Source organism: Rhizobium sp. Leaf306 (assembly GCF_001423425.1).
GTDB classification, from domain to species: Bacteria; Pseudomonadota; Alphaproteobacteria; order Rhizobiales; family Rhizobiaceae; genus Neorhizobium; species Neorhizobium soli.
On the sequence record NZ_LMNX01000005.1, the window covers coordinates 106,522 to 129,753 of the forward strand.

Annotated in this window: 23 protein-coding genes, 1 tRNA gene and 2 riboswitches; of the genes, 13 read left to right on the plus strand and 11 right to left on the minus strand. The window is 60.7% G+C overall.

Going from position 1 to position 23,232, the window contains the following annotated elements; genetic code table 11:
- Positions 1–8: 8 nt before the first annotated feature.
- The 4 genes from thiB to ASG19_RS21040 all read right to left on the minus strand — a co-directional run bounded on the left by thiB (position 9) and on the right by ASG19_RS21040 (position 4,463).
- The gene (gene thiB, locus ASG19_RS21025) at positions 9–1,031 is read right to left on the minus strand and encodes a thiamine ABC transporter substrate binding subunit (protein WP_062462222.1); all 1,023 of its coding nucleotides are present in this window, start codon (positions 1,029–1,031) and stop codon (positions 9–11) included.
- Positions 1,032–1,073: 42 nt separating this feature from the next.
- Positions 1,074–1,181, minus strand: a riboswitch (TPP riboswitch).
- A gap of 167 nt (positions 1,182–1,348) precedes the next feature.
- Positions 1,349–1,822, minus strand: coding sequence for a response regulator (locus tag ASG19_RS21030; RefSeq protein WP_062462225.1), 474 nt, complete (start codon positions 1,820–1,822; stop codon positions 1,349–1,351).
- Between the two features lie 168 nt (positions 1,823–1,990).
- Positions 1,991–3,805 carry an ABC-F family ATP-binding cassette domain-containing protein gene (locus tag ASG19_RS21035; protein WP_062462232.1) on the minus strand — a complete coding sequence of 605 codons (1,815 nt, stop codon included), beginning with the start codon at positions 3,803–3,805 and terminating at the stop codon, positions 1,991–1,993.
- A 7-nt stretch (positions 3,806–3,812) separates the two neighbouring features.
- Positions 3,813–4,463, minus strand: coding sequence for a thiamine diphosphokinase (locus ASG19_RS21040; protein WP_062462235.1), 651 nt, complete (start codon positions 4,461–4,463; stop codon positions 3,813–3,815).
- Positions 4,464–4,581: 118 nt separating this feature from the next.
- Positions 4,582–4,659: riboswitch (SAM riboswitch) on the plus strand.
- Positions 4,660–4,721: 62 nt separating this feature from the next.
- Here ASG19_RS21040 and metA point away from each other — a divergent pair.
- Both metA and ASG19_RS21050 read left to right on the plus strand, forming a co-directional pair.
- Positions 4,722–5,645, plus strand: coding sequence for a homoserine O-succinyltransferase (metA, locus tag ASG19_RS21045; RefSeq protein ID WP_062462238.1), 924 nt, complete (start codon positions 4,722–4,724; stop codon positions 5,643–5,645).
- A gap of 121 nt (positions 5,646–5,766) precedes the next feature.
- Positions 5,767–6,789, plus strand: coding sequence for an aldose epimerase family protein (locus tag ASG19_RS21050; RefSeq protein ID WP_062462241.1), 1,023 nt, complete (start codon positions 5,767–5,769; stop codon positions 6,787–6,789).
- A 127-nt stretch (positions 6,790–6,916) separates the two neighbouring features.
- Here ASG19_RS21050 and ASG19_RS21055 read toward each other — a convergent pair.
- A tRNA-Gly gene (locus ASG19_RS21055) sits at positions 6,917–6,991 on the minus strand.
- Positions 6,992–7,246 (minus strand): hypothetical protein, encoded by a 255-nt coding sequence (locus tag ASG19_RS21060; protein WP_156466581.1) that lies wholly within the window; start codon positions 7,244–7,246, stop codon positions 6,992–6,994.
- Between the two features lie 8 nt (positions 7,247–7,254).
- Between ASG19_RS21060 and ASG19_RS21065 the strand changes: the two genes are divergently transcribed.
- The 4 genes from ASG19_RS21065 to ASG19_RS21080 all read left to right on the plus strand — a co-directional run bounded on the left by ASG19_RS21065 (position 7,255) and on the right by ASG19_RS21080 (position 9,887).
- A complete protein-coding gene (locus tag ASG19_RS21065; protein WP_062462247.1) occupies positions 7,255–7,752 on the plus strand; it encodes a prolyl-tRNA synthetase associated domain-containing protein in 498 nt (165 codons plus the stop codon).
- 81 nt (positions 7,753–7,833) lie between these two features.
- Positions 7,834–8,847 carry a thioredoxin gene (gene trxA, locus ASG19_RS21070; RefSeq protein ID WP_062462250.1) on the plus strand — a complete coding sequence of 338 codons (1,014 nt, stop codon included), beginning with the start codon at positions 7,834–7,836 and terminating at the stop codon, positions 8,845–8,847.
- Positions 8,848–9,009: 162 nt separating this feature from the next.
- The gene (locus ASG19_RS21075; protein WP_062462253.1) at positions 9,010–9,684 is read left to right on the plus strand and encodes an LON peptidase substrate-binding domain-containing protein; all 675 of its coding nucleotides are present in this window, start codon (positions 9,010–9,012) and stop codon (positions 9,682–9,684) included.
- A 14-nt stretch (positions 9,685–9,698) separates the two neighbouring features.
- Positions 9,699–9,887, plus strand: coding sequence for a Trm112 family protein (locus ASG19_RS21080; protein WP_062462256.1), 189 nt, complete (start codon positions 9,699–9,701; stop codon positions 9,885–9,887).
- Between the two features lie 26 nt (positions 9,888–9,913).
- On the opposite strand, the gene ASG19_RS21085 is transcribed toward ASG19_RS21080, so the two are convergent.
- Positions 9,914–11,128: a ubiquinone biosynthesis hydroxylase gene (locus ASG19_RS21085; protein WP_062462258.1), complete on the minus strand. Its 1,215-nt coding sequence runs from the start codon at positions 11,126–11,128 to the stop codon at positions 9,914–9,916.
- A gap of 114 nt (positions 11,129–11,242) precedes the next feature.
- On the opposite strand from ASG19_RS21085, the gene tesB reads away from it, so the two are divergent.
- From tesB to ASG19_RS21115, 6 genes are all read left to right on the plus strand, one after another.
- Complete coding sequence (gene tesB, locus ASG19_RS21090; protein ID WP_062462260.1) at positions 11,243–12,130, plus strand: acyl-CoA thioesterase II; 888 nt, start codon at positions 11,243–11,245, stop codon at positions 12,128–12,130.
- Positions 12,131–12,340: 210 nt separating this feature from the next.
- Positions 12,341–12,691, plus strand: coding sequence for a P-II family nitrogen regulator (locus tag ASG19_RS21095; protein ID WP_062462263.1), 351 nt, complete (start codon positions 12,341–12,343; stop codon positions 12,689–12,691).
- Between the two features lie 28 nt (positions 12,692–12,719).
- Complete coding sequence (locus ASG19_RS21100; protein WP_062462266.1) at positions 12,720–14,081, plus strand: ammonium transporter; 1,362 nt, start codon at positions 12,720–12,722, stop codon at positions 14,079–14,081.
- A gap of 224 nt (positions 14,082–14,305) precedes the next feature.
- Positions 14,306–16,987 (plus strand): DNA translocase FtsK, encoded by a 2,682-nt coding sequence (locus ASG19_RS21105; RefSeq protein ID WP_062462268.1) that lies wholly within the window; start codon positions 14,306–14,308, stop codon positions 16,985–16,987.
- 93 nt (positions 16,988–17,080) lie between these two features.
- A complete protein-coding gene (locus ASG19_RS21110) occupies positions 17,081–17,740 on the plus strand; it encodes an outer membrane lipoprotein carrier protein LolA (RefSeq protein ID WP_062462271.1) in 660 nt (219 codons plus the stop codon).
- Positions 17,741–17,851: 111 nt separating this feature from the next.
- Positions 17,852–18,655 carry an exodeoxyribonuclease III gene (locus ASG19_RS21115; RefSeq protein WP_062462274.1) on the plus strand — a complete coding sequence of 268 codons (804 nt, stop codon included), beginning with the start codon at positions 17,852–17,854 and terminating at the stop codon, positions 18,653–18,655.
- 12 nt (positions 18,656–18,667) lie between these two features.
- On the opposite strand, the gene ASG19_RS21120 is transcribed toward ASG19_RS21115, so the two are convergent.
- Together ASG19_RS21120 and ASG19_RS21125 are read right to left on the minus strand one after the other, a co-directional pair.
- Positions 18,668–19,123 (minus strand): cyclic nucleotide-binding domain-containing protein, encoded by a 456-nt coding sequence (locus tag ASG19_RS21120; RefSeq protein WP_062462277.1) that lies wholly within the window; start codon positions 19,121–19,123, stop codon positions 18,668–18,670.
- A 24-nt stretch (positions 19,124–19,147) separates the two neighbouring features.
- Positions 19,148–19,828 (minus strand): response regulator transcription factor, encoded by a 681-nt coding sequence (locus ASG19_RS21125; protein ID WP_062462280.1) that lies wholly within the window; start codon positions 19,826–19,828, stop codon positions 19,148–19,150.
- Between the two features lie 153 nt (positions 19,829–19,981).
- On the opposite strand from ASG19_RS21125, the gene ASG19_RS21130 reads away from it, so the two are divergent.
- On the plus strand, positions 19,982–20,503 hold the full coding sequence (locus ASG19_RS21130; protein ID WP_062462284.1) for a L,D-transpeptidase: 522 nt from the start codon (positions 19,982–19,984) through the stop codon (positions 20,501–20,503).
- A gap of 15 nt (positions 20,504–20,518) precedes the next feature.
- Here the strand turns inward: ASG19_RS21130 and ASG19_RS21135 are convergent, their stop codons facing one another.
- Positions 20,519–21,349 carry an EamA family transporter gene (locus ASG19_RS21135; protein WP_062462286.1) on the minus strand — a complete coding sequence of 277 codons (831 nt, stop codon included), beginning with the start codon at positions 21,347–21,349 and terminating at the stop codon, positions 20,519–20,521.
- 211 nt (positions 21,350–21,560) lie between these two features.
- Entirely contained in the window at positions 21,561–22,970 is a 1,410-nt protein-coding gene (leuC, locus tag ASG19_RS21140; protein ID WP_062462289.1) for a 3-isopropylmalate dehydratase large subunit, read from the minus strand.
- Positions 22,971–23,232 lie beyond the last annotated feature (262 nt).

The following is a 23,232-nucleotide window of genomic DNA, read 5'->3' on the forward strand; positions in this document are numbered from 1 at the left end:
TCAGCCGATCAGTTCATGCTCATGGCGTTCAGCCATTCGTCGATCCATGCCTGGCGGTTCTTCGCGACTTCGTCGGATCCCATCAGGAATGTCTTTTCCGGCATGACCAGCTTGCCGAAAGCGTCGGGCAGCGGCTGCGACGTCTTCGTCACCGGCATCATCCAGTTGGTAGTGGGGATCACGTCCTGAAAACCCTGCGACACCATGAATTTGAGGAAGTCACGGGCGAGATCCTTGTCACGGGCGCCCTTCAGCATGCCGGCCACTTCGATCTGCACGTAATGGCCCTCGGAAAACGCGGCCGCCTGGTAACGGTTCTCGTTCTCCTCCACCATGTGATAGGCAGGCGAGGTCGTATAGGACAGCACCATCGGCACTTCGCCCTTGGTAAACAGGCCGTAGGCTTCCGACCAACCGGGCGTGACGGTCAGGATGCGGCCCTTCAGCTTTGCCCAGGCTTCCGGCGCCTTGTCGCCATAGACTGATTTCATCCACAAAAGCAGGCCGAGGCCGGGTGTCGAGGTGCGCGGATCTTCGATCGCGATCTTCTGCGAAGGATCGCCTTCCACCAGTTCCTTCAGGCTCCTCGGCGGGTTCTTGATGGTCTTCGTGTCGTAGACGATGGCGAAATGGCCGTAGTCATAGGGCAGGAACGTATCGTCCGCGTAATTGCCGGGAACGCTGATGCCGCCGTCGCCGGACGATGCCTGCAGTCCATGCGGTTCGAACAGGCCGGTGGCCTTCGCCTCCGAAATCAGGTTGGTGTCGAGCCCGAGCGCGATATCGGCCTTGGTCGTCTCACCCTCCAGCTTCAGCCGGGTCAGAAGGGCGACGCCATCGGCGACAGCCACGAATTCGACCTTGCAGGCGCAGGTCTTTTCGAAAGCCGCCTTCACCTTGGGGCCGGGGCCCCAGTCGGCGGTGAAGCTTTCATAGGTGTAGATGGTCAGCACCTTGTCCTCGGCCCTTGCGGCCGGCGTCAGGATGATGGTGGCCGCAGCCACGGTGAGCGATAGCAAGAGTTTGCGCATCAACGCCTCCTTCAAAATCAATCTACAAGGGGAATAGGCGCTGAGCGTGAGGCGTCTAATCCCTCCGCCGGTGTTAGCCGGATCAGGTTCCGCGGGTTGGCTGAAAGCCTCTCAGCCGCACGTTACCGCGCAGCACCCCGTTAGAGCGGGACTAGATGTACCGGTGAAGGAATTGTCTGGCAAGTGGTGTCGAACCGCTGCCGTCTTGCGTTCATGGCCAAGGACCGAGGGGCATCGTGCGATAGCAGTCGCGATAGCAAGAAAGCCGCCCGGGGTGCCGGACGGCTTTCTTGCTAGTAGTTCTTTGGCAACAAGGTTCACGCGTTGAGCGCGTAGCCTGACTGGGAGTCGTTGCGGAATATCTTGAGGTCACGCGGCACGATCGCCATGCCGCCGAGACGGTTGGCGATGGCATAGTCGATCGTCTGCTCTACCACATGCGGCATGACGGGCTTGGTCAGAACGCCAAGCGATCCTTCGACGCCGTCTTTCACGTCTTCCGGATTGGCCGTCATGAAGATGACCGTCAGGCCGTATTCAGCAGCGAGTTCACGCCCGATTTCCGGACCGGTCCGGCCGTCGGAGAGATTGACGTCGACCAGCGCGATATCGGCGTATGCGCCGAGCGACAGGGCGTGCTTGCGGGCGCTGGCAAAGCCTGCAACCTTGAGACCCATGCTCTCGACAGTCTCGGCAACATCAAGCGCGATCAGGAATTCGTCCTCAACGATCAGAACGCGCTGTTCCATTGCATCACTCGCCAGCCGACGACGCATCACATTAGTCAGCATTGGACATTCCTAACCGTTTTGTTTCCATCTGGTCGGCATGTCGGCATTCATACCGCACTACGCATTTCGACCACTTGATGGATGCCGAACGTCACCGGGGAATGTTTGTTCCGGCTCGCGATAAATAAAACGGTGGATATTTATTTGTTAAGTATAGGAATTCTTTAACTATCCTTCAATCTGTTCTCGGAGCATCTCAAGCTCCAGCCATTCTTCTTCCATTTTGGCGACACGATCGCGTAGTTTTGCCGTCTCTGCGGCAAGCTTTGAAAACGCCGACGGGTCTTTGGCGAAGAGTTTGGGATCGGCCATCTTCCGTTCGGATGTAGCGATCTCGTCCTGCGCCTTGGCCATGTCCTTGGGGAGGTTTTCCAGCGCGAACTTCTGCTTGAAGGAGAGCTTGCCCTTTGTCTTGGTGGCAGCCGGAGCAGTGCTGTCCGTTTTCGCCTTTTCCGCCTTATCGGCGCGGCGCTTTTCGTCGGCCATGCCTTTGCGCTGCTGCAGCATGTCGGTATAGCCGCCTGCATATTCGATCCAGCGGCCATCAGGTGCATCCGGGTCTGTCGGGGCGATCGTCGAGGTCACGGTGCGGTCGAGAAAGTCGCGGTCATGGCTAACGAGAATGACGGTGCCGGCATAGCCCGCGACGATTTCCTGCAAGAGGTCCAGCGTCTCGATGTCGAGGTCGTTGGTCGGTTCGTCGAGGATCAGAAGGTTCGACGGCTTTGCCAGCATGCGGGCCAGCATCAGGCGCGCGCGCTCGCCACCGGAGAGGTTCTTGATCGGCGTGCGGATCTGTTCCGGCTGGAACAGGAAATCCTTCATGTAGCCCGCCACATGCCGCTGTTCGCCGTTGACCAGCAGCGTCTCGCCGCGGCCGTCTGTCAGATAGTGAGACAGCGTATCTGCGGGGTCGAGGTCCTCGCGCTTCTGGTCAAGCGTGGCAATTTCGAGATTGGTGCCGAGCTTGATCCAGCCGCTGTCGGGAGCAAGCTGACCCGTCAGCATCTTGAGAAGCGTCGTCTTACCAGCGCCATTCGGACCAACCAGGCCGATCCGGTCGCCGCGATGAATGCGGGTCGAGAATGGCGCAACGATCGGCTTGTCATAGGTCTTGGTGATGTTTTCCGCTTCCACCACCAGCTTGCCGGACTCGCGCCCTTCGGCGACGGAGGCCTGAACGGAGCCCTGCGGTCCCTTGTGGCCGCGGTAGTCGGCCCGCATGGACTGCAGCTCGCCGACGCGGCGCATGTTGCGCTTTCGCCTTGCGGTCACGCCGTAGCGCATCCAGTGTTCTTCGCGCTCGATCGCCTTGCCGAGCTTGTGCTGCTCGATCTCTTCCTCCTCGAGAACCTGATCCCGCCAGGCTTCGAAATGGCCGAAACCGCGCGACAGGCGGCGGGACGTGCCGCGGTCCAGCCAGACTGTGGCGTTGGACACCTTTTCGAGAAAGCGACGGTCATGGCTGATGACGACGAGCGCGCTGCGGGTCTTGCGCAGCTCGTCTTCCAGCCATTCGATGGTCGGCAGATCCAGATGGTTGGTCGGCTCGTCCAGCATCAGGATATCCGGTTCCGGCGCCATGACGCGGACAAGTGCTGCGCGTCGCGCCTCGCCACCGGAAAGCCTGACCGGGTCTTCCTCTCCTGTCAGGCCGAGATGCTCCAGCAGATAGGTGACGCGGTAGGGATCGTCGCCAGGTCCAAGCCCCGCTTCCGCATAGGCCTGCACGGTTTTGTAACCAGCAAAATCCGGCGCCTGTTCGAGATAGCGGATCGTCGCATTGGGGTGCCGGAAAACCTCACCCGACTGCGCTTCCACCATGCCAGCGGCGATCTTCATCAGCGTCGATTTGCCCGAGCCGTTGCGGCCGACGAGAGAGATGCGGTCGCCGGGCTCCACCTGCAGGGCAGCTCCGTTGAGAAGCGGCGTGCCGCCGAAGGTTAGAACGATATCGTCGAGTTTCAGAATTGGCGGTGCCATGCGGCGTCTATGCTCCGGAAAAATCGTTTGGACGGGCAAGGATCATCGCCCTCCCGTCACGTAAATGGAATTGGACGGGCCCTTCTGCAACGTTGGACACGGTGCGGGAGGAACCGAAGGGCAGCGTGTAATCCTTGAGTGGATAGCGCGCGCCAAGAATGTCGAGGCCTGCAAGGCCTGTGAAACCGATGACGGAAAACAACGTGCCCTTGGGCAGGTCGAGCGTCATCGTGCCGGCGAGAAACGGCACGGCCTCTTCCTCACCGGATGTCAGGAGAACGTCATGGCCGCGCTCGGCAAGGCTCATCGCATGCAGAAAATGCTGGAGCGCATGGTCGGACCGTTCGCCGCCCAGCGCGCCGATCAGGATCAGCCGCGTCGCGCCGCGTTCGATCGCTTCAGCCGTCGCAATCTCGCCATCCGTCTCGTTCTTTTCCGGCGGATAGGTCCGGCGCTCGACATCCGGAAAGCGCGCGATCAGGTCTGCGTCGGAGGAATCGAAGTCGCCCACCCAGAGCTCCGGCATCACACCCAGCGCCTCTGCATGGCGCATGCCGCTGTCGGCCGCGATGAAGCGGCTTGCGGCAACTGCCTTTTGCAGTCGGTCGGTTACGGTGAGGTCACCGCCGAGCAGGATCGTGAAGGTCGAGTTGGCCATTGCCCATGCCCTTATCCTAAACCGGCTGACAAGGGAAAGGCGCGTGTCGCATTGATGCGGCGAAAGCGGGTATTTTTGCTGCCATTGACGGCGGGCGTGGCAGGGATTATTTGAAAAGTCGAAATTCCGTGGTGATTTGGCCGGCCGGCTTGCAGCCACGTAAAAAAAGTCGCTAAAGGGCCGCGAGAAGAGTTTCAAAAACTTCCCACGGGCCGGCTGCGATTCTTCGTGCCGGCTTTTTGTTTTTGGGTTGAAGAGATGCCGATCAAGATCCCCGATACGCTGCCTGCCTTCAACACGCTCGTTTCCGAGGGCGTGCGCGTGATGACCGAAACGATGGCGGTCAGGCAGGACATCCGGCCACTGCAGATCGGGCTACTCAACCTCATGCCCAACAAGATCAAGACCGAAGTGCAGATGGCGCGCCTTGTCGGCGCTTCGCCGCTGCAGGTCGAGTTTTCGCTGGTCCGCATCGGCGGCCACAAAGCCAAGAACACATCGGAAGATCATCTCCTGTCGTTCTACGAGACGTGGGAAGAGGTGAAGCACCGCAAATTCGACGGTTTCATCATCACCGGCGCGCCGGTAGAAACCCTGCCCTACGAAGACGTCACCTACTGGCAGGAGATGAAGGAAATTTTCGACTGGACCACCACCAACGTGCATTCCACCATGAATGTCTGCTGGGGGGCGATGGCCGCGATCTATCATTTCCACGGCGTTCCGAAGCACGGGCTGAAGGAAAAGGCGTTTGGGGTCTATCGCCACCGCAACCTGTCGCCGGCCTCCGTCTACCTCAACGGCTTCTCCGACGATTTCCAGGTGCCGGTGTCGCGCTGGACGGAAGTTCGTCGGGAGGATGTTGAAAAGGCCGGCAGTGACCTCGAGATCCTGATGGAATCAGACGAAATGGGCCTCTGCCTCGTGCATGAGCGGGCCGGACGGCGGCTGTTCATGTTTAACCACGTCGAATACGATTCCACCTCGCTTGCCGACGAGTATTTCCGCGATGTCGATGCCGGCATCCCCATCAAGATGCCGCACGACTATTTTCCGCACAACGACGATACGCTGGCTCCGCTCAACCGCTGGCGCGGTCATGCGCATCTGCTGTTTGGAAACTGGATTAACGAGATCTACCAGACGACGCCTTACGACCTCGAAAAAATCGGCACCGAGTGATCGAGACCGGTTTCTGCCCCGTCATCCTTGCTGGATGAGAGCCTGACGGATTTTTCGGCTGGCCTCGTTGCAGCTTTGACCGAAATCACGCAGTTTGCCGCAAACATTCGGGAGATGGGTTATGACGGGTCATGAATTCGAGATTTTCGGCACGACGAAGAGCGGCGAGGCGGTGCACCGGATCACGCTGTCGGGCGGCGGGCTGACAGCCCAGGTTCTCACCTGGGGTTCGGTTATCCAGGATCTGCGGCTTGCCGGCCACGAGCCGCCTCTGGTGCTGGGGTTCGACAATTTCGCAGACTATGAGGCCTACTCGCCCTATTTCGGCGCCACGCCTGGTCGCTGTGCCAATCGCATCGGCGATGGCCGCTTCTCGATCGACGGCACAGAATACCAGCTGGAACTCAACGAAGACGGCGTAACCCATCTGCACGGCGGATCCGACGGTATCGCCCGGCGCATCTGGTCGATCGTCGATCACGCGGAAGACCGAGTCGTGCTGCAGATCACCGACCCGGACGGACGCGCCGGATATCCCGGCAACTGCACCGTCACTGCGACCTACCAGCTGATGGAAGACGGGGTGCTTTCGGTGATCTACGACACGGTGACCGACCAGCCGACGCCCGCCAACGTCTGCCAGCACTCCTATTTCAATCTCGACGGTCGTCCCGACATTTTCGGCCACGACATGATGATCGCCGCGGCTGAGTTGACGGCGGTGGATGAAAGGATGGTGCCGACCGGCGTCCTGATGCCGCTTGCTGGCACCACGTTCGACCTGAGCGAGATGGGTCCGATCCAGCGCACCGGCGCCGATGGCGAACAGGTGAAGTTCGATCATAACTACTGCCTCTCGGAGGAGAGGACTGCCAAGCGCTCGGTCGCGCTTGCCCGCAGCCTGTATTCCGGCGTGCAGCTCGAAGTGCGCACCACGGAGCCGGGGATCCAGTTCTACGCGGGCTTCAAGCTCGCCTTGCCGGTGCCCGGCATGGAAGGCCGTCCCTACGCGCCTTACGCCGGCTTCTGCCTGGAAACCCAGGTCTGGCCCGATGCAATCAACCACGAGACTTTCCCCAATGCAGTGCTTCGCCCCGGCGAAACCCTGCGACAGGAAACCGACTACGTTTTTTCGAAGAGCTGAGGCCGTGAGAGCGGAGGCTGCCACAAGGTGGCCTCTGTCCCGCTACTGGTGGCGGACATAGGACCGACAATGCTGAGCCTTGGCCCAGCCGCGCCGTCGTCATTACTTTTTGTTTTTTGGGAGAATTTGGAGCGGGCGAAGGGATTCGAACCCTCGACCCCAACCTTGGCAAGGTTGTGCTCTACCACTGAGCTACACCCGCTCATAAACCGTCGACCCGGTGGTAGTCTGGATCGTCGGTGCCGCTCGTTGCCGGCGACGGGCGGTATATGGCCCAGACTTTTTTCAAATGCAACAGGGAAATGACGATCTCGATGAAGAATTTTTCAGGAGCTTCGAAAGCCCCTGCAAAACAAGGGTTTGCGTCAAAGCGTGCATCTTGGCCGGTCGGAACAATCTGTCTATAGTCCGCCATCCTTACCCCGCCGGCCGGGGCCAACACCTCAAGAGCAGCCAAGATCGATCATGCCAAAAACTGCAGAAGACCTGTTCGCCTTTCTCGATAGCCTCGATATTGCCCACAAGACGAAAGCGCATGCACCGGTGTTTACGGTATCGGAATCAGCCAGTCTGCGTGACGAGATCCCGGGCGGGCATACCAAGAACCTGTTCGTCAAAGACAAGAAGGACCAGTTCTTCGTCATCACGGTCGAAGAAAACGCCAGCGTCGATCTAAAGACCGTCCACAAGGTGATCGGGGCCTCCAGTCGCGTGTCGTTCGGCAATCCTGAAAAGATGCTGGAATTTCTCGGCGTCGTGCCAGGCTCCGTCACCGTGTTCGGCGCGCTGAACGACACGGATAACAACGTCACGTTCGTGCTCGACGAAGACCTCATGCGCGAAGAGGTGATCAATGGCCATCCACTCTCAAACGATGCGACGACGTCGATCGGTCGCGACGATCTTATCCGCTTTCTGGAGGCGACGGGCCATACGCCGCTTGTCTTGAAAGTGACGGGCTGACATACGATCTTTGCAATTCAGAGTAAGACATAATGCGCATCGGCCGTGTGCCGATTGGACTTTTTCCGGGAGAACACTTTCATGAGCGGCACGAACAATCCTTATGGTGGCTCCTATGGCGCCGGTAACTACGGCGGCCAAAACGCGACGGTGAACTTCGGTTCGACGCCTGCAGCGGCCCCAGCGCCCGCGGCTTCCTCTGCCCCTGCTGCTGCCGGTAGCTATATCTCGGACACGACAACCGCAGGCTTCGGCAAGGACGTGATCGAGGCATCGCGCAGCCAGCCGGTTCTCGTCGATTTCTGGGCGCCCTGGTGCGGTCCGTGCAAGCAACTCACGCCCGTCATCGAAAAGGTCGTCAACGAAGCCCAGGGTCGCGTCAGGCTCGTCAAGATGAACATTGACGACCATCCCTCGATCGCGGGACAGCTCGGGATCCAGTCGATCCCGGCCGTGATCGCCTTTGCCGATGGCCGTCCGGTCGACGGGTTCATGGGGGCCATTCCGGAAAGCCAGATCCGCGAGTTCATCGAAAAGGTCGCAGGTCCAGAGGGCATGGACCAGGCGGCCGAGATCGAGGCGGTGCTCGGCGATGCGGAAACCCTGCTCGGACAGGACGATATCCAGGGTGCCGCACAGCTCTACGGCGCCGTGCTGCAGGCCGACCCGGAAAACCCGAAGGCTGCGGCCGGCATGATGCAGTGCCTGATTGGCATGGGCGAAACGGCCCGCGCCGGCGAGATGCTCGCCTCCCTGCCCGAAGAGATGGCTGCCGATCCCGCAATACAGGCGGTCGCCAAAAAGCTGGAGCAAATCGAGGAAGCCCGCAAACTGGGTGACCCTGTCGCACTCGAGCAGCAGCTTGCCGCCAACCCCGACGATCACGAGGCCCGCGTGAGCCTCGCCAAGATCCTCAACGTCCAGGGCGAACGCGAAAAGGCGGCCGATCACCTGCTGACCATCATGCGCAAGGATCGTACCTTCGACGACGATGGCGCGCGCCGCCAGCTGCTGCAATTCTTCGAGGTCTGGGGGCCGAAAGATCCGGCTACGATTTCCGGGCGCCGTCGTCTTTCGTCGATCCTGTTCTCCTGATTGTGTTGCCGATTGATCGCTAAGCCGGATCGCAGCCTTGCGTTCCGGCGACGATGCCCCACATTAGTTTTATAGGTTTGGCTGAACGGCCAGGTTTGGACAACGGCCAGATTCGGACAGACATTTTTGTCCGGTGAATGTGGTCTGGGAGGTATCGGACCAATGCATGTGGGAAACGCGCGCTATCTGAAGCGGGAGGATCTTCCGGAAACGATCCCGGTCTTTCCGCTGACTGGGGCTTTGCTCCTGCCGGGAGGCCAGCTTCCTCTCAATATCTTCGAGCCGCGTTATCTGTCCCTGTTCGATGCAGCGCTTGCGGGCGACAGGTTGATCGGCATCGTGCAGCCATCATTGATGGAACCGGATGAGCCGCTCGGCGGCGGGCGCTCGGCGCTGTCGTCGATCGGTTGCGCCGGTCGGATCACGTCCTTTGCCGAAACCGGCGATGGCCGCTACATCATTTCGCTCAGCGGGATCTGCCGCTTCAGGCTGCTCGATGAGATCGGTGGCGGCCATCCGTTCCGCAAATTCAGACACGCGCCTTTCCTGTCCGATCTGACCGACGAGGATGATGAAAAAGCCGTCAATCGGCCGGAACTGCTGCGGGTCTTCAAGGCCTATCTCGACGCCAACAAGCTGGAGGCGGACTGGGAAAGCATCGAGCGGGCCGGAAACCGGACGCTGGTGAATTCGCTGTCGATGATGTCGCCCTTTGGCCCTGCCGAGAAGCAGGCGCTTCTGGAGGCACCGGATCTGAAGAGCCGGGCTGATACGTTGATCGCAATCACCGAGATCCTGCTTGCGCAGGGATCCGGGACTGCGAACGTGCTGCAGTAAGGCAAAGACCGGTCATGGACGAAAAACTCAGCAAGGTGGACCCGAAACTGCTCGATCTTCTCGTCTGCCCGATGACCAAGGGCAGGCTGTCGCTCGATCGCGAAAACAACGAGCTCGTGTCGCAAGGCGCGCGGCTTGCCTATCCGATCCGCGACGGGATCCCGATCATGCTCATGTCGGAAGCCCGCAAGCTCGAGGACTAGCCTTCAGATCGAGCCGTGAGCCGCCTTCAGATTGATCGGCCGCTCAGCAGTTTCGGGTTATCCTTGACCGTCGTTCCGGCGGCTTGGCCGATGAAGAAATCCTTGATCTTCGGAAGCCGCTCCACGACGCCCAAGCCGAAATCGCGGGCGATACGGATTGGCGTGACGTCGTTGGAAAACAGCCGGTTCAGCACATCCGTCGTCACGCCCATCCGGAACGTATCGAAACGCCGCCACGACTGGTAGCGCTCGAGCACATTGAGCGAGCCGATGTCGAGGCCGAGGCGATCCGCCTCGACGATCGTCTCGGCAAGCGCTGCGACATCCTTGAAGCCGAGGTTGAGACCCTGGCCGGAGATCGGATGAATGCCGTGGGCGGCATCGCCGGCAAGCGCGAAGCGCGGTGCGACAAAGGCACGCGACAGGGTGAGGCTGAGCGGATAGGCCTTGCGACCGCCGACCAGCCGGATCTCGCCCAGCTTGTGGCCGAAGCGCCGCTGCAGCTCTTCCTCGAAGATCAAGTCGTCCGATGCCATCAGGCGCTCGGCGGCATCGGTGCGCTCCGTCCAGACCAGCGACGAGCGATTGTTGGTGAGCGGCAGGATGGCGAACGGGCCGGACGGCAGGAAATGCTCTTCCGCCACGCCTTCGTGGTCGCGTTCATGGGCAACCGTCGCGACGATGCCGGACTGGTCGTATGTCCAGTTGACAGTGCGGATGCCGGCCATGTCGCGCAGCTTCGAGCGCACGCCGTCGCAGGCAACGAGGAGGCGGGTTTCCTCGGTCGAGCCATCGGAAAACTTCACGGTCGTATGCGTTGCGGTCGTCTCGAAGCCGGTGGCGGAAAGGCCGTGACGGATCGATACGCCGAGCCGTTCGGCGGCGCCGCGCAGGGCGCGCACCATCGCAACGTTCGGCACCATATGGGCGAAGGGCTTGCCTGCCTGGATCGTGCCGTCGAAGGTGAGAAAGACCGGGCGGACCGGATCGGATGTCCGGCTGTCGGTGACGATCATCCGGTTGATGGGTTGGGCATGCGGCAAGATCTCGTCCCAGGTGCCGAGAATGTCGAGCATCTGGCTCGCGGCCGCGATGATCGCGGAGGCGCGCTCGTCCTTTTCCCAGACACCGGCCGGTGCGGCCTCGACGACCTGGACCTCCAGATGCGGCGCCGCCTGCTTGACCGCGACCGCCGCCGCAAGGCCCACATAACCACCACCCACAACCAGCATGTCCAGCATTGCAAAACTCCCGAGCACGTCAAACACTTCGTGGCGTTTCCATTTGAGCTCGAAACGCTTAGCCTTAGATATAGATCATCAAGTGCCCGCTTCCTACCGCCGGAGTCCGTCTTAATGTCGAGTTCTTCTACCCCAATCGATCCCATCAGCGCACTGCTGACCGTACTCGACCTCGAAAAGCTGGAGGAGAACCTGTTTCGCGGCAGGACCGGCCCCGACACGGGATGGCAGAGAGTGTTCGGCGGACAGGTGATCGGCCAGGCGCTGGTTGCGGCACAGCGGACGGTCGCCAGCGATCGCTTCGTGCACTCGCTGCATGCCTATTTCCTGCGGCCTGGAGATCCGCTGGTGCCGATCATATACCAAGTGGAGCGAATCAGGGACGGGTCGAGCTTCACCACGCGACGGATTGTCGCCATCCAGCATGGGCATGCCATCTTTTCGATGTCCGCTTCGTTCCAGATCGACGAAGGCGGTTACGACCATCAGATGTCGATGCCGCCCGTCGCCATGCCGGAAGAGCTGATGCCGGAAAGCGAATTCAAGAAGATGTTCCTGAAGCACGGCTCCGAAGCCGTGCGCCGCTACTGGTCTCGCGAGCGTCCGATCGAGATGCGGCCGACATCGCTTGCGCATTATCTGTCCAAGGAGAAGCTGGAGCCGCGCCAGGATATCTGGGTGAGGACCACCGGCCCGGTGCCGGACGACCGGACGATCCAGGCGGCGTTGCTTGCCTATCTCTCCGACATGACGCTTCTCGATGCCTCTCTCTATCCGCACGGCACCTCGATCTTCGATCCAACCATCCAGGCCGCGAGTATCGACCATGCGATGTGGTTCCACCGTCCGATCCGTTTCAACGACTGGCTGCTCTATTCGCAGGACAGTCCCAGCGCATTCGGCGCGCGCGGCATGACCCGCGGCGCAATCTACAGTCGATCCGGCGAGCTCGTCGCATCCGTCGCGCAAGAAGGTTTGATTCGTAAAAGAGCAAATGAATAATATTTGGGCATTTTGAGAAAACTGCACAAGTTTTCGCCGCAATTTGGCCGGCGCGTTGCCCGTTATTTGGCGACGTTCTGAAAGGGTCATTCTTATCAATAGCTTAATCTGGCTTCTCAAACTGGCATGACCCTTGAATGTGTCATGTCAGTCGCTGCTCTTGATCAGGCAGTGATCCAGGAGAATCGGCCCCGAGCCGAGCAACAAAGGATGGGAAGCCAGATGAAAATTGTAATGGCCATTATCAAGCCATTCAAGCTGGATGAGGTGCGCGAAGCCCTCACCGCTGTCGGTATCCAGGGCCTTACCGTGACCGAAGTAAAGGGCTACGGACGCCAGAAGGGACACACGGAAATCTACCGTGGGACGGAATATGCGGTCAGCTTCCTGCCGAAGCTGAAAATCGAGATCGCGGTTCCGACCGACCTCGTCGAAAAAGCCGTTGAAGCAATCGCCTCTTCCGCCAAGACCGGCCAGATCGGCGACGGCAAGATCTTTGTCTATTCGATCGAGCAGGCCGTGCGCATTCGCACCGGCGAAACCAATACTGAAGCGCTGTAAGAACGGCTGACAGGGGAGTCTTCAAGCTATGCAATTTACCAAATTTTCAACTCTCGGGCGCCTCGGTGCCGCGGCTGCGGCCTTCGCCGCGCCCGCCGTCGCCTTTGCGCAGGACGCTGCCGCACCGGCAGTCGCTGCCGCGGCTGCCGCCCCGGTTGCCGACAAGGGCGACACCGCGTTCATGTTCATCTGCACGCTTCTCGTGCTGTTCATGCTGATGCCGGGCATCGCCCTGTTTTACGGCGGCCTCGTCCGCACCAAGAACATGCTGTCGGTCCTGATGCAGTGCACCGTTGCCGGTGCCGCCATCATGATCATCTGGGTCACCTACGGCTATTCCTTTGCCTTCGGCGGCAGCACCTCCGCCTTCTGGGGTGGTACGGCGAAAATGTTCCTGTCGGGTGTCAACATGGACTCGACGGCTGCAACCTTTTCCGACGGCGTGGTCATTCCGGAATTCATCTTCGTGATGTTCCAAATGACCTTTGCGGCTCTGACGCCTGCACTGATCATTGGCGCGTTCGCCGAGCGCATCAAGTTCTCGGCTTCGATCCTGTTCTGCATCCTGTGGGTTACCTTCGTCTACTTCCCGATCGCCCACATGGTCTGGGACGCAAATGGCCTGATCTTCGGTTGGGGCGCGCTTGACTTTGCCGGCGGCACCGTCGTTCACATCAATGCAGGTCTTGCAGGTCTGATTGGTGCGATCATGGTCGGCAAGCGTACCGGCTACGGCAAGGACATGATGGCTCCGCATTCGATGACGCTGACGCTCGTCGGCGCTGCAATGCTCTGGGTCGGCTGGTTCGGCTTCAACGCAGGCTCCAACCTCGAAGCTTCGGGCGGCGCAATGCTCGCAACGGTCAACACCTTTGTTGCAACCGCTGCAGCCGTCCTCTCCTGGTGCGTCGTCGAAACCTTCACCCGCGGCAAGGCTTCGCTGCTCGGTGCTGTCTCGGGCATGATCGCCGGTCTCGTCGCCATCACGCCGGCTGCCGGCATTGCCGGTCCGATGGGCGCCATCGTCATGGGCCTGATCGTCTCGCCGCTGTGCTACTTCTTCGTTGCCGTCATCAAGAACAAGTTCGGCTATGACGACACGGCAGACGTGTTCGGCGTCCACGGCATCGGCGGCCTGTTCGGCGCTCTTGCCACGGGCATCTTCGCATCCGCCTCGCTCGGCGGTATCGGCTATGCCGAAGGCGTCACGATGGGCGGTCAGTTCATGACCCAGGTCTATGCCGTTCTCGTCACCATCGCATGGTGCGGTATCGGCTCGCTGGTCATCTACAAGATCGTCGATCTCGTCGTCGGCCTGCGCGTCACCGTGGAAGCAGAACGCGAAGGTCTCGATCTCGCCTCGCACGGCGAAGCTGCCTACCACTCGTAAGAGGCTGCAACTTCCTCTCGAAGGCAGCGTCAATCTCTGATGACCATCACACAAGCCCGGGCCTCTGGTCCGGGCTTTTGCGTTTTGCCAAGCGAATTCCAGCCGATCAATCTTGGTTAAAGTCGCGTTAACCATCGCGGGGGTATTCTGCCTGGAATTGCGTGACCGGCCGAAACCTGCCGGTTCATGAAACAGGCGGTTTTTCAGGACGGCGGGCAGACAAGATGGGCAGAAGCAGTTCGGCGGCTATGGCAAATCGATCCACCCGCCTGGTACTCACGGCCTTTGTCTGGCGACAGGCGCTCGCGCTGACAGGCTTTGGCATTTTCACGCTGCTGGCGCTGGCGGTGGCAGCCCTTGCCACGTGGAATGTCGCAGATCCGAGTTTCTCCTACGCCACCGACAACCCGCCTGCCAATATCCTCGGCTTTTCGGGCGCAGCCTTCGCCGACCTGATGATGCAGTTCCTCGGACTTGCGAGCATCTTTGCGCTGCTTCCAATCCTTGCCCTGGCGCTCGCTCTGATTTCCGGGCGTCGTTACGATCGCATTCCGGCGCGGCTTGCAGCATGGGGCGGCGGTACGCTTCTCGCCTCGGCGACGCTCGGCTGCTTTCCGGCGCCGGCGACCTGGCCGATCCCGAACGGCATCGGCGGCGTCATTGGCGACATGATCCTGCGCTTCCCGGCTCTCTTCGTCGGCGCCTATCCCACCGGCATGGTTGCAACCGTGCTTGGCTGCATCTTCACCATTCCCTGCATCTGGCTGATGCTGTTTGCGTCAGGCTTTGTCGGCGAGGCCGTCGAGACGGAAAGCGATGACGACGATGCGCCCGTGGCTGCCGTTTCCGCGCGCAACCGTCAGGATGAGGACGATGACGGCGACGACAACGGCCTCTTCGGAGGCTTCCTGGCGTTCGGCGCACTGGCACACTACTGGTATATCGCTCAGGCGCGCCTGCGGCGGCTGACTGGGGCAAAGCCCCGCGCCCGTGTCGGTTTCGACCAGCCCTATGATTTCAACGACGACGAATTCGGCACCCTGAATGAGCCGGTTCGTGCCAAGCAGGCCTCTGCCGGTGGCAGAAGCCGGATGGAGCCGTCGCTCGATGGCGCACCGGAGCGGGTCCTGTCGCCACGCCGGATCGTATCGGCACCGCCGATGTCCTCCAATGACGCGGATGACGACGATGATTCGTCGCTCGATACGGCAGACAATCCACGGCGCCCGGCCGGGATCCTTGCCGACCACGATGAGGATTTCGCGGCCGCGCGCGGGTCGAAATCTGCTGGCAACGGCTCTCCGCGCGTCGTCCCGGCGGCACCGCCTCCCAAGCCCAGCGCCCGCGTCGGTCGCGATGCGCAGGGCTCGTTCATTTCGCCGGAAGGGTTCCAGCTGCCCTCCGTGCACCTGCTTGCCGAACCAAAGGCGATTGCCCGCGATGCTTCGCTGTCGGCTGACGCGCTGGAGCAGAACGCCCGCATGCTGGAAGGCGTGCTGGAGGATTTCGGCGTCAAGGGCGAGATCATCCACGTCCGCCCGGGCCCTGTCGTGACACTCTACGAACTGGAACCTGCGCCGGGCATCAAGTCGTCCCGCGTGATCGGACTTGCCGACGATATAGCCCGCTCCATGAGCGCCATTGCTGCCCGTGTCGCGGTCGTTCCCGGCCGCAACGCGATCGGGATCGAGCTGCCGAACCGAATTCGTGAAACCGTCTATCTGCGCGAAATGATCGGCTCGAAGGATTTCGAAACCAGCAAGGCAAAGCTTGCCATGGCACTCGGCAAGACGATCGGGGGCGAGCCTGTTGTCGCCGATCTCGCCAAGATGCCGCATCTTCTCGTGGCCGGTACCACCGGTTCTGGTAAATCCGTCGCGATCAACACGATGATCCTTTCGCTTCTCTATCGTTACACGCCGGAGAAGTGCCGCCTGATCATGATCGACCCCAAGATGCTCGAGCTTTCCGTCTATGACGGCATCCCGCATCTCCTGTCTCCGGTTGTCACCGATCCGAAGAAGGCTGTCGTTGCGCTCAAATGGACCGTCCGCGAGATGGAAGAGCGCTACAAGAAAATGTCGAAGATCGGCGTGCGCAATATCGACGGGTTCAATTCGCGCGTCGAGCAGGCGATGGAGCGCGGCGAGGTTCTGACCCGTACCGTCCAGACCGGTTTCGATCGCCAGACCGGCGAGGCGGTTTACGAGACGGAAGAGTTCGACCTGCAGCCGATCCCCTATATCGTCGTCATCATCGACGAAATGGCCGACCTGATGATGGTAGCGGGCAAGGATATCGAAGGCGCTGTCCAGCGTCTGGCGCAGATGGCGCGTGCGGCCGGCATCCATGTGATCATGGCGACGCAGCGCCCCTCGGTCGATGTCATTACCGGCACGATCAAGGCCAACTTCCCGACCCGTATCTCTTTCCAGGTCACGTCGAAGATTGACAGCCGTACCATTCTCGGCGAACAGGGTGCCGAACAGCTGCTGGGTCAGGGCGATATGCTCTATATGGCGGGCGGCGGTCGGATTCAGCGTGTCCACGGGCCTTTCGTCTCCGATACCGAGGTCGAAGAGATCGTCGCCTACTTGAAAACTCAAGGGTCGCCCCAATATCTCGAAGCTATCACGGCTGATGACGACGAGGATGGCGAGGGCGCAGGACCTGCCGGCACTTCCAACCTCTCCGACTCGGACGATCCTTACGACCAGGCGGTGGCGGTTGTGCTCAAAGACGGCAAGGCCTCCACATCCTACATCCAGCGCCGTCTCGGCATCGGCTACAACCGTGCGGCATCGCTGATCGAGCGGATGGAGCAGGAGGGCCTGATCGGCCCGGCCAACCATGCCGGAAAGCGCGAGATCCTCGTGCCGACCGAAGCGGATGTGCTGGATCGGTAAGGCCGGTAAAGCGGTCTTCAGGGGTTCGTGATCCGGCGCAAGCGGCCATCAAGACGCCGTGTTTCCACAACAGAAACACGGAAGGAGACCAGAATGACAGAACAAAAGACCACTCTTTCCAAAAGCATGACCGGACTTCTCGGCCGTCGCCAGTTCTCGCTCGGCCTTGCCGGCGGTGTTGCCGGACTGCTGGTTGCGGGAGCGGCCAAGCCCGTTATGGCGCAGGCCGCAGCCGGTGCCTCGGCTCAGCGGATCGCCGACCATTTCTCGTCGGTGAAGACGATGATGGGCGAGTTCGTTCAATTCGGGCCGCGCGGTGAACAGACCGGCGGCAAGTTCTTTATCGAACGCCCCGGCAAGCTGCGCTTCAACTTCGAGGATCCGTCGCCGCTGCGCGTGATTGCCGATGGTCGCAACGTGGTCGTGGGCAACGTCAAGCTCAAGACCTGGGATATCTACCCGCTGTCGAAGACGCCGCTCAGCCTGCTCTTGTCCGAGCGCATCGATTTGACATCCGCGACCGTGCGCAGCGTGCGTGAGGAAACCGACCTGACGACGATCGTGCTCGGCAACAAGTCGATCTTCGGCGACTCGACTATCACCATGATGTTCGACACCAAGACCTTCGACCTTCGCCAGTGGACGATCACCGACGCCCAGAACAAGGATACGTCCGTGATGGTCTATAACGTCCGCAACGGCGTGGCGATGGACGAGAGAGTGTTCACCATCCCCTATGATCAGGTGAAGTAAGACATATCGACTAGGACGGATCGCTTTTGGAGGGCTGCGGAAACGCGGCCCTTTTTGCTTTTCCTGCTATGCGAAATTGCCTAGAGGTGATGCCCATCAGCGAGGGCAGGCATGACATTCTCCATCACCACCTGGAACATCAACTCGGTCCGGCTTCGCATGCCGATCGTGCAGCAGTTCATTACCCGCAACCAGCCGGACATTCTCTGCCTGCAGGAGATCAAGTGCCAGGAGCCTGAGTTCCCCTACCAGCCGCTGAGAGACCTCGGTTACGAGCATATCATCGTGCACGGCCAGAAGGGCTATCACGGCGTCGCCATCGCCTCGCGGATCCCGCTCTCCGAAGATCACCGCCAGAATTACTGCAATGTCGGCGATGCCCGGCACATCTCGGCGCTTTTCGGGACGGGTACCCGGCGCATCCGGGTGCATAATTTCTACGTGCCTGCGGGAGGCGACGAGCCGGACCGGACGATCAATCCGAAATTCGGCCACAAGCTGGATTTTGTCGAAGAGATGAAGGTTTTGAAGGCCGATGCGACGCCCGGCATTTCGTCGATCCTCGTCGGCGATCTGAATATCGCACCGCTGGAGCACGATGTGTGGTCGCACAAGCAGCTTCTGAAGATCGTCAGTCACACGCCGGTCGAAACTGAGGGCATGAAGGAGATCATCTCCAAGGGCGGCTGGCTCGATCTGATGCGCCAGTACACGCCTGAGCCGGAAAAGATTTACACCTGGTGGAGCTACCGCGCCAAGGACTGGGAAGCCGCCAACAAGGGTCGCCGTCTCGATCATATCTGGTCATCGCCGAACCTTGGCCCGTTTCTCGACCGGATCGAGGTGCTGAAGGAAGCCCGAGGCTGGACCCAGCCATCGGACCACGTTCCGGTGACGGCAGTGTTCAAGTTCTAAGGAGCAGTCGTCTCAGCGGAACCGGTGCTGCATGGCGAGTGCTGCCTTGGCGAGGCTGACGATGTTGTCGCGGATCCGGTTTTCGATCAATCGCCCCACCTGAGGGTATTCCTCCAGCAGGCGTTCGAACAGCGAGCGGCCGATCCTGAGCGTTTCGGAATCCTCGGCGGCGATCGCCGTGAACTTGCGCTCGACCATGGTCACCAGCGCGAGCTCGGATAGAAGCGTGCCGGCCCCAACCGTCTTGTCGAGACGAACGGTGCCGTCGCGGGTGGTCGAGTAAAGGTCGAAACTGCCTTTGCAGACGATGAAGGCGGATTCGGCGGGCGAGCGTTCCCGGAAAAGCTCCTGGCCTGTCGATGTCGAACGCCGTTCGGCACCGAACGCGATCAGCCGCAGCTGGTCGCTATCCAGTTCCCTGAAAAGCGGCACCTGCGACAGAAGCCTTATATCGTCGGTCAGTGCCATTTTACGGGTTTGCGGTCTTCGGGGTTAAGGAACGATCTTGTATCCACCGTTTTCCGTCACCAGAATCTCAGCATTCGAGGGGTCGCGCTCGATCTTCTGTCTCAGACGATAGACATGGGTTTCCAGTGTATGCGTTGTAACGCCGGAATTATAGCCCCATACTTCTTCCAGAAGAATATCGCGGGTGACAACTTTCAGGCCGGCGCGATAGAGATAGCGGATGATTGCCGCTTCCTTTTCCGTCAGACGGATCTTCTTGCCGTCATCCGTGGTCAGAAGCTTCTGGCTTGGCTTGAACAGATAGGGGCCGACGGTGAACGTGGCGTCCTCGCTCTGTTCGTACTGGCGAAGCTGCGCGCGGATACGCGCAAGCAGCACGGCAAAGCGGAACGGCTTCGTCACGTAATCGTTGGCGCCTGCTTCGAGGCCGAGGATCGTGTCGGAATCGGTGTCGTGGCCCGTCAGCATGATGATCGGGGCCTTGAAGCCGTTCTTGCGCAGGACCTTGACCGCCTCGCGGCCGTCCATATCCGGCAAGCCGACATCCATGATCAGAAGGTCGACCTGGGTCGCCTTGGCGGTATTGACCGCCTTGGTTGCATTGGCTTCCTGCAAAATCGAGAATTCGTCGTAGAAGCCGAGCTGCTCCACAAGGGTCTCGCGCAGATCATCGTCGTCATCGACCAGCAGTATCGTTCTCGCCATGCAGTTCTTGCCTTCCGTAGCGCCTATTGCGTTTGTAAGACGTATCTAGGGTTCTTCGATGTAAAACCCAACCCGCTATGAATTCAAACGAAATCATATTCAAAGCAAAACCTTGTGAGTGAAATGCATCTTTTTCGCGAGGGAGATCACAAAATGGCGCCTGTCATCACGGTTCGTACCGCTCCGCGTGACCGCCGGCGTGCCATCGTGACGTGCGGCGGGATCACCGTTCAGGCAGCGCTCGGGCGATCCGGGACGACGGCGTTCAAGCGGGAAGGCGACGGAGGCACGCCGATTGCCTCGATGCGGATCATCAGCGGCTTCATCCGCGGCGACCGTCTTTCGGTGCCGGCCACGCGGCTTCCGCTTCGCCGCATCGGCAAAGACATGCTCTGGTGCGACGAGCCGAAGCACCCGGCCTACAACCGCCTGGTGAAGGCTCCGTTCAAGCCCAGTCATGAGGAGATGAAGCGGGCCGACGAGCTCTACGATATCTGCCTCGTGCTCGACTGGAACATCACCTCGCGCAAGCGCCACGGCGGCTCGGCCATCTTCTTCCACCTGATCCGCCCAGGCTACCAGCCGACAGCCGGCTGTGTCGCGGTTCACCCGCGCGACATGAAGCGGCTGCTGCCGTTTCTGCGCAAGGGGACGGTGGTGCGGGTTTTGGGGTGAGGCTTTTCGGATGGGCTACCGGCCGATGGCAATCGCACCGGCCGCCACGATGAGCCCTGCCACGATGCGCTTCGGTGTGAGTGTCTCGCCGAGGAACAGCCTGCCGATGATCATCGCGAAGGCCACGCTCGTTTCGCGGATTGCGGTGATAGGGCCGGCAGGTCCCATGGAGTAGGCGATGATGACGACGCCATAGGCGATCAGCACGAAGATGCCGGCCAGCAGGGCCTTGCGGGTTTCCCGCTCGCGGATGTCCAGGCGCAAGCGCCCCCGCATCAGCGTATACGCGACAATCAGCAGCACGCCATAGGTGAACAGCACCCAGGCTGCATAGGCACCCGGATCGGGCAGATAGCGTACGCCGATGGAATCAACCGTCGCGTAGGTGGCGATGATTAGGCCGGTCAGCAGCGCCCACAAAATGGACGTGGTCGGCGCGCGCTGGCTGCCGGTCGAGAGGCTCATGATGCCAGCCGCTACCAGGATGACGCCGAGAATCTGGGAAGAGGTGAGCGTTTGTCCCATCATCAGGAAGCCGCCGAGTGACACCAGAAGCGGCACGGAGCCGCGCACGATCGGGTAGACCTGTCCGAGGTCGCCCAGCCGGTAGGCGAAGACGAGGAAGATGCTGTAGGCCACCTGCAGCATCGATGAGGCGAGGATAAACCCGAGGCCTGCGGCCGTCGGCCATGGAAACCACAGCATGACCGGGAGAGCGGCGAGAATGCCCGTGATGCCCATCACGGTGATCGACCACAGCCTGTCGGCGCCCGAGCGCAGGAATGCATTCCAGCTGGCATGCATGACGGCGGCGGTGAGCGCCAGCGCGATGACGGTCGGGCTCATTGCTTGGCGATCCTTCAGTCGCGCGGCAAAAGACGGAGCGGGCCGACAGGCATTGCCGGCCGATCTCCTTAAAAATCTACCGTATTGACGCGTCCCGAAAGATCAAACGTGTTTTCCTGAACCGGCTGTGAGCGCTGTTCATCGCAGCAAAAAGCCGCCGGATGCTTTCACATCCAGCGGCTTCGCTTGTCTGGCATGAAGAGCCTTCAGCCTATTTCCAGTCGCGGATATCCACGAAGCGGCCGGCGACGGCGGCGGCGGCGGCCATGGCGGGGGAGACGAGGTGGGTGCGGCCCTTGGAGCCCTGACGGCCCTCGAAATTGCGGTTCGAGGTCGAAGCGCAACGTTCATAGGGGTTGAGGCGGTCGTCGTTCATGGCAAGGCACATGGAGCAGCCAGGCTCGCGCCAATCGAAACCGGCAGCCTTGAAGATCCGGTCGAGACCTTCGGCTTCCGCCTGTTCCTTGACGAGGCCGGAGCCCGGAACGACCATGGCCGACACCGTCGACGCAACGGTCTTGCCTTCGACCATCTTTGCCGCAGCGCGCAGATCCTCGATGCGGCCGTTGGTGCAGGAGCCGATAAAGACGCGATCGATGGTGATGTCGGTCATCTTCGTGCCCGGCGTCAGGCCCATATACTCGAGCGCGCGCCATTTGGAGGTGCGCTTGTTTTCGTCCTTGATCTGGTCGGGATCGGGAACCGTGCCTTCGATCGTGGTCACGTCCTCGGGCGAGGAGCCCCAGGAAACGATCGGGGGCAGGGCGGCTGCGTCCAGCACCACGACCTTGTCGTAATGAGCGCCTTCGTCCGTGTGCAGCGTCTTCCAGTAGTCGACGGCCATATCCCAGGCGGTGCCCTTCGGCGCGCGCGGCTTGCCCTTGATATACTCGAACGTCGTCTCGTCAGGAGCGATCAGGCCGGCACGAGCGCCACCTTCGATCGTCATGTTGCAGACGGTCATGCGGCCTTCCATGGAGAGCGACCGGATCGCCTCGCCGGCAAACTCGATGACGTGTCCGGTGCCGCCGGCGGTGCCGATTTCGCCGATGATCGACAGGATGACGTCCTTTGCCGTGACGCCCGCCGGCAGTTTGCCGTCGACGCGGACCAGCATGTTCTTCGCCTTGGTCTGCAGCAGCGTCTGGGTGGCGAGAACATGCTCCACTTCCGACGTGCCGATGCCGTGCGCCAGCGAACCGAAGGCGCCGTGCGTCGAGGTATGGCTGTCACCGCAGACGATCGTCATGCCTGGCAGGGTAAAACCCTGTTCCGGCCCGACGATATGGACGATACCCTGGCGGACATCGCTTTCGGAAAAGTATTCGACGCCGAAATCCCTGGCGTTTTCGGCCAGCGCCTCGACCTGGATGCGGCTTTCCTCGTTCTTGATGCCGAGGTGACGGTCAGGCGAGGTCGGCACGTTGTGATCGACGACGGCGAGCGTGCGCTGCGGCGAGCGCACCTTGCGTCCGGCAAGGCGCAGGCCCTCGAAGGCCTGCGGGCTCGTCACCTCATGCACCAGGTGACGGTCGATATAGAGAAGACAGGTATCGTTTTCATCGCGGGAGACGACGTGGTCGTCCCAGATCTTGTCATACAAAGTACGAGGTGCGCTCATGGCTGCGGTCCAATAAGATTGAGAATGGGTGGGGAAATAGAGGCGGCATCTTAGGCCGCGCCGGACATGTCTGCCCGGTCAGCTAAGTCGGCTGCATAGAGCGCCGGATACGCGCGCAAAAAAGCGTGACGGCAGACGCTTGTGGTCCTGCAGCACGATCATGCGGTTCGCGAGACATCCGAATTTCGATCCCATGGCAAAGGGTGTAGCAGTTTTTTGAATTCTCGGCAATTGCCTCCAGAAAACGTACATGCGAGAACGC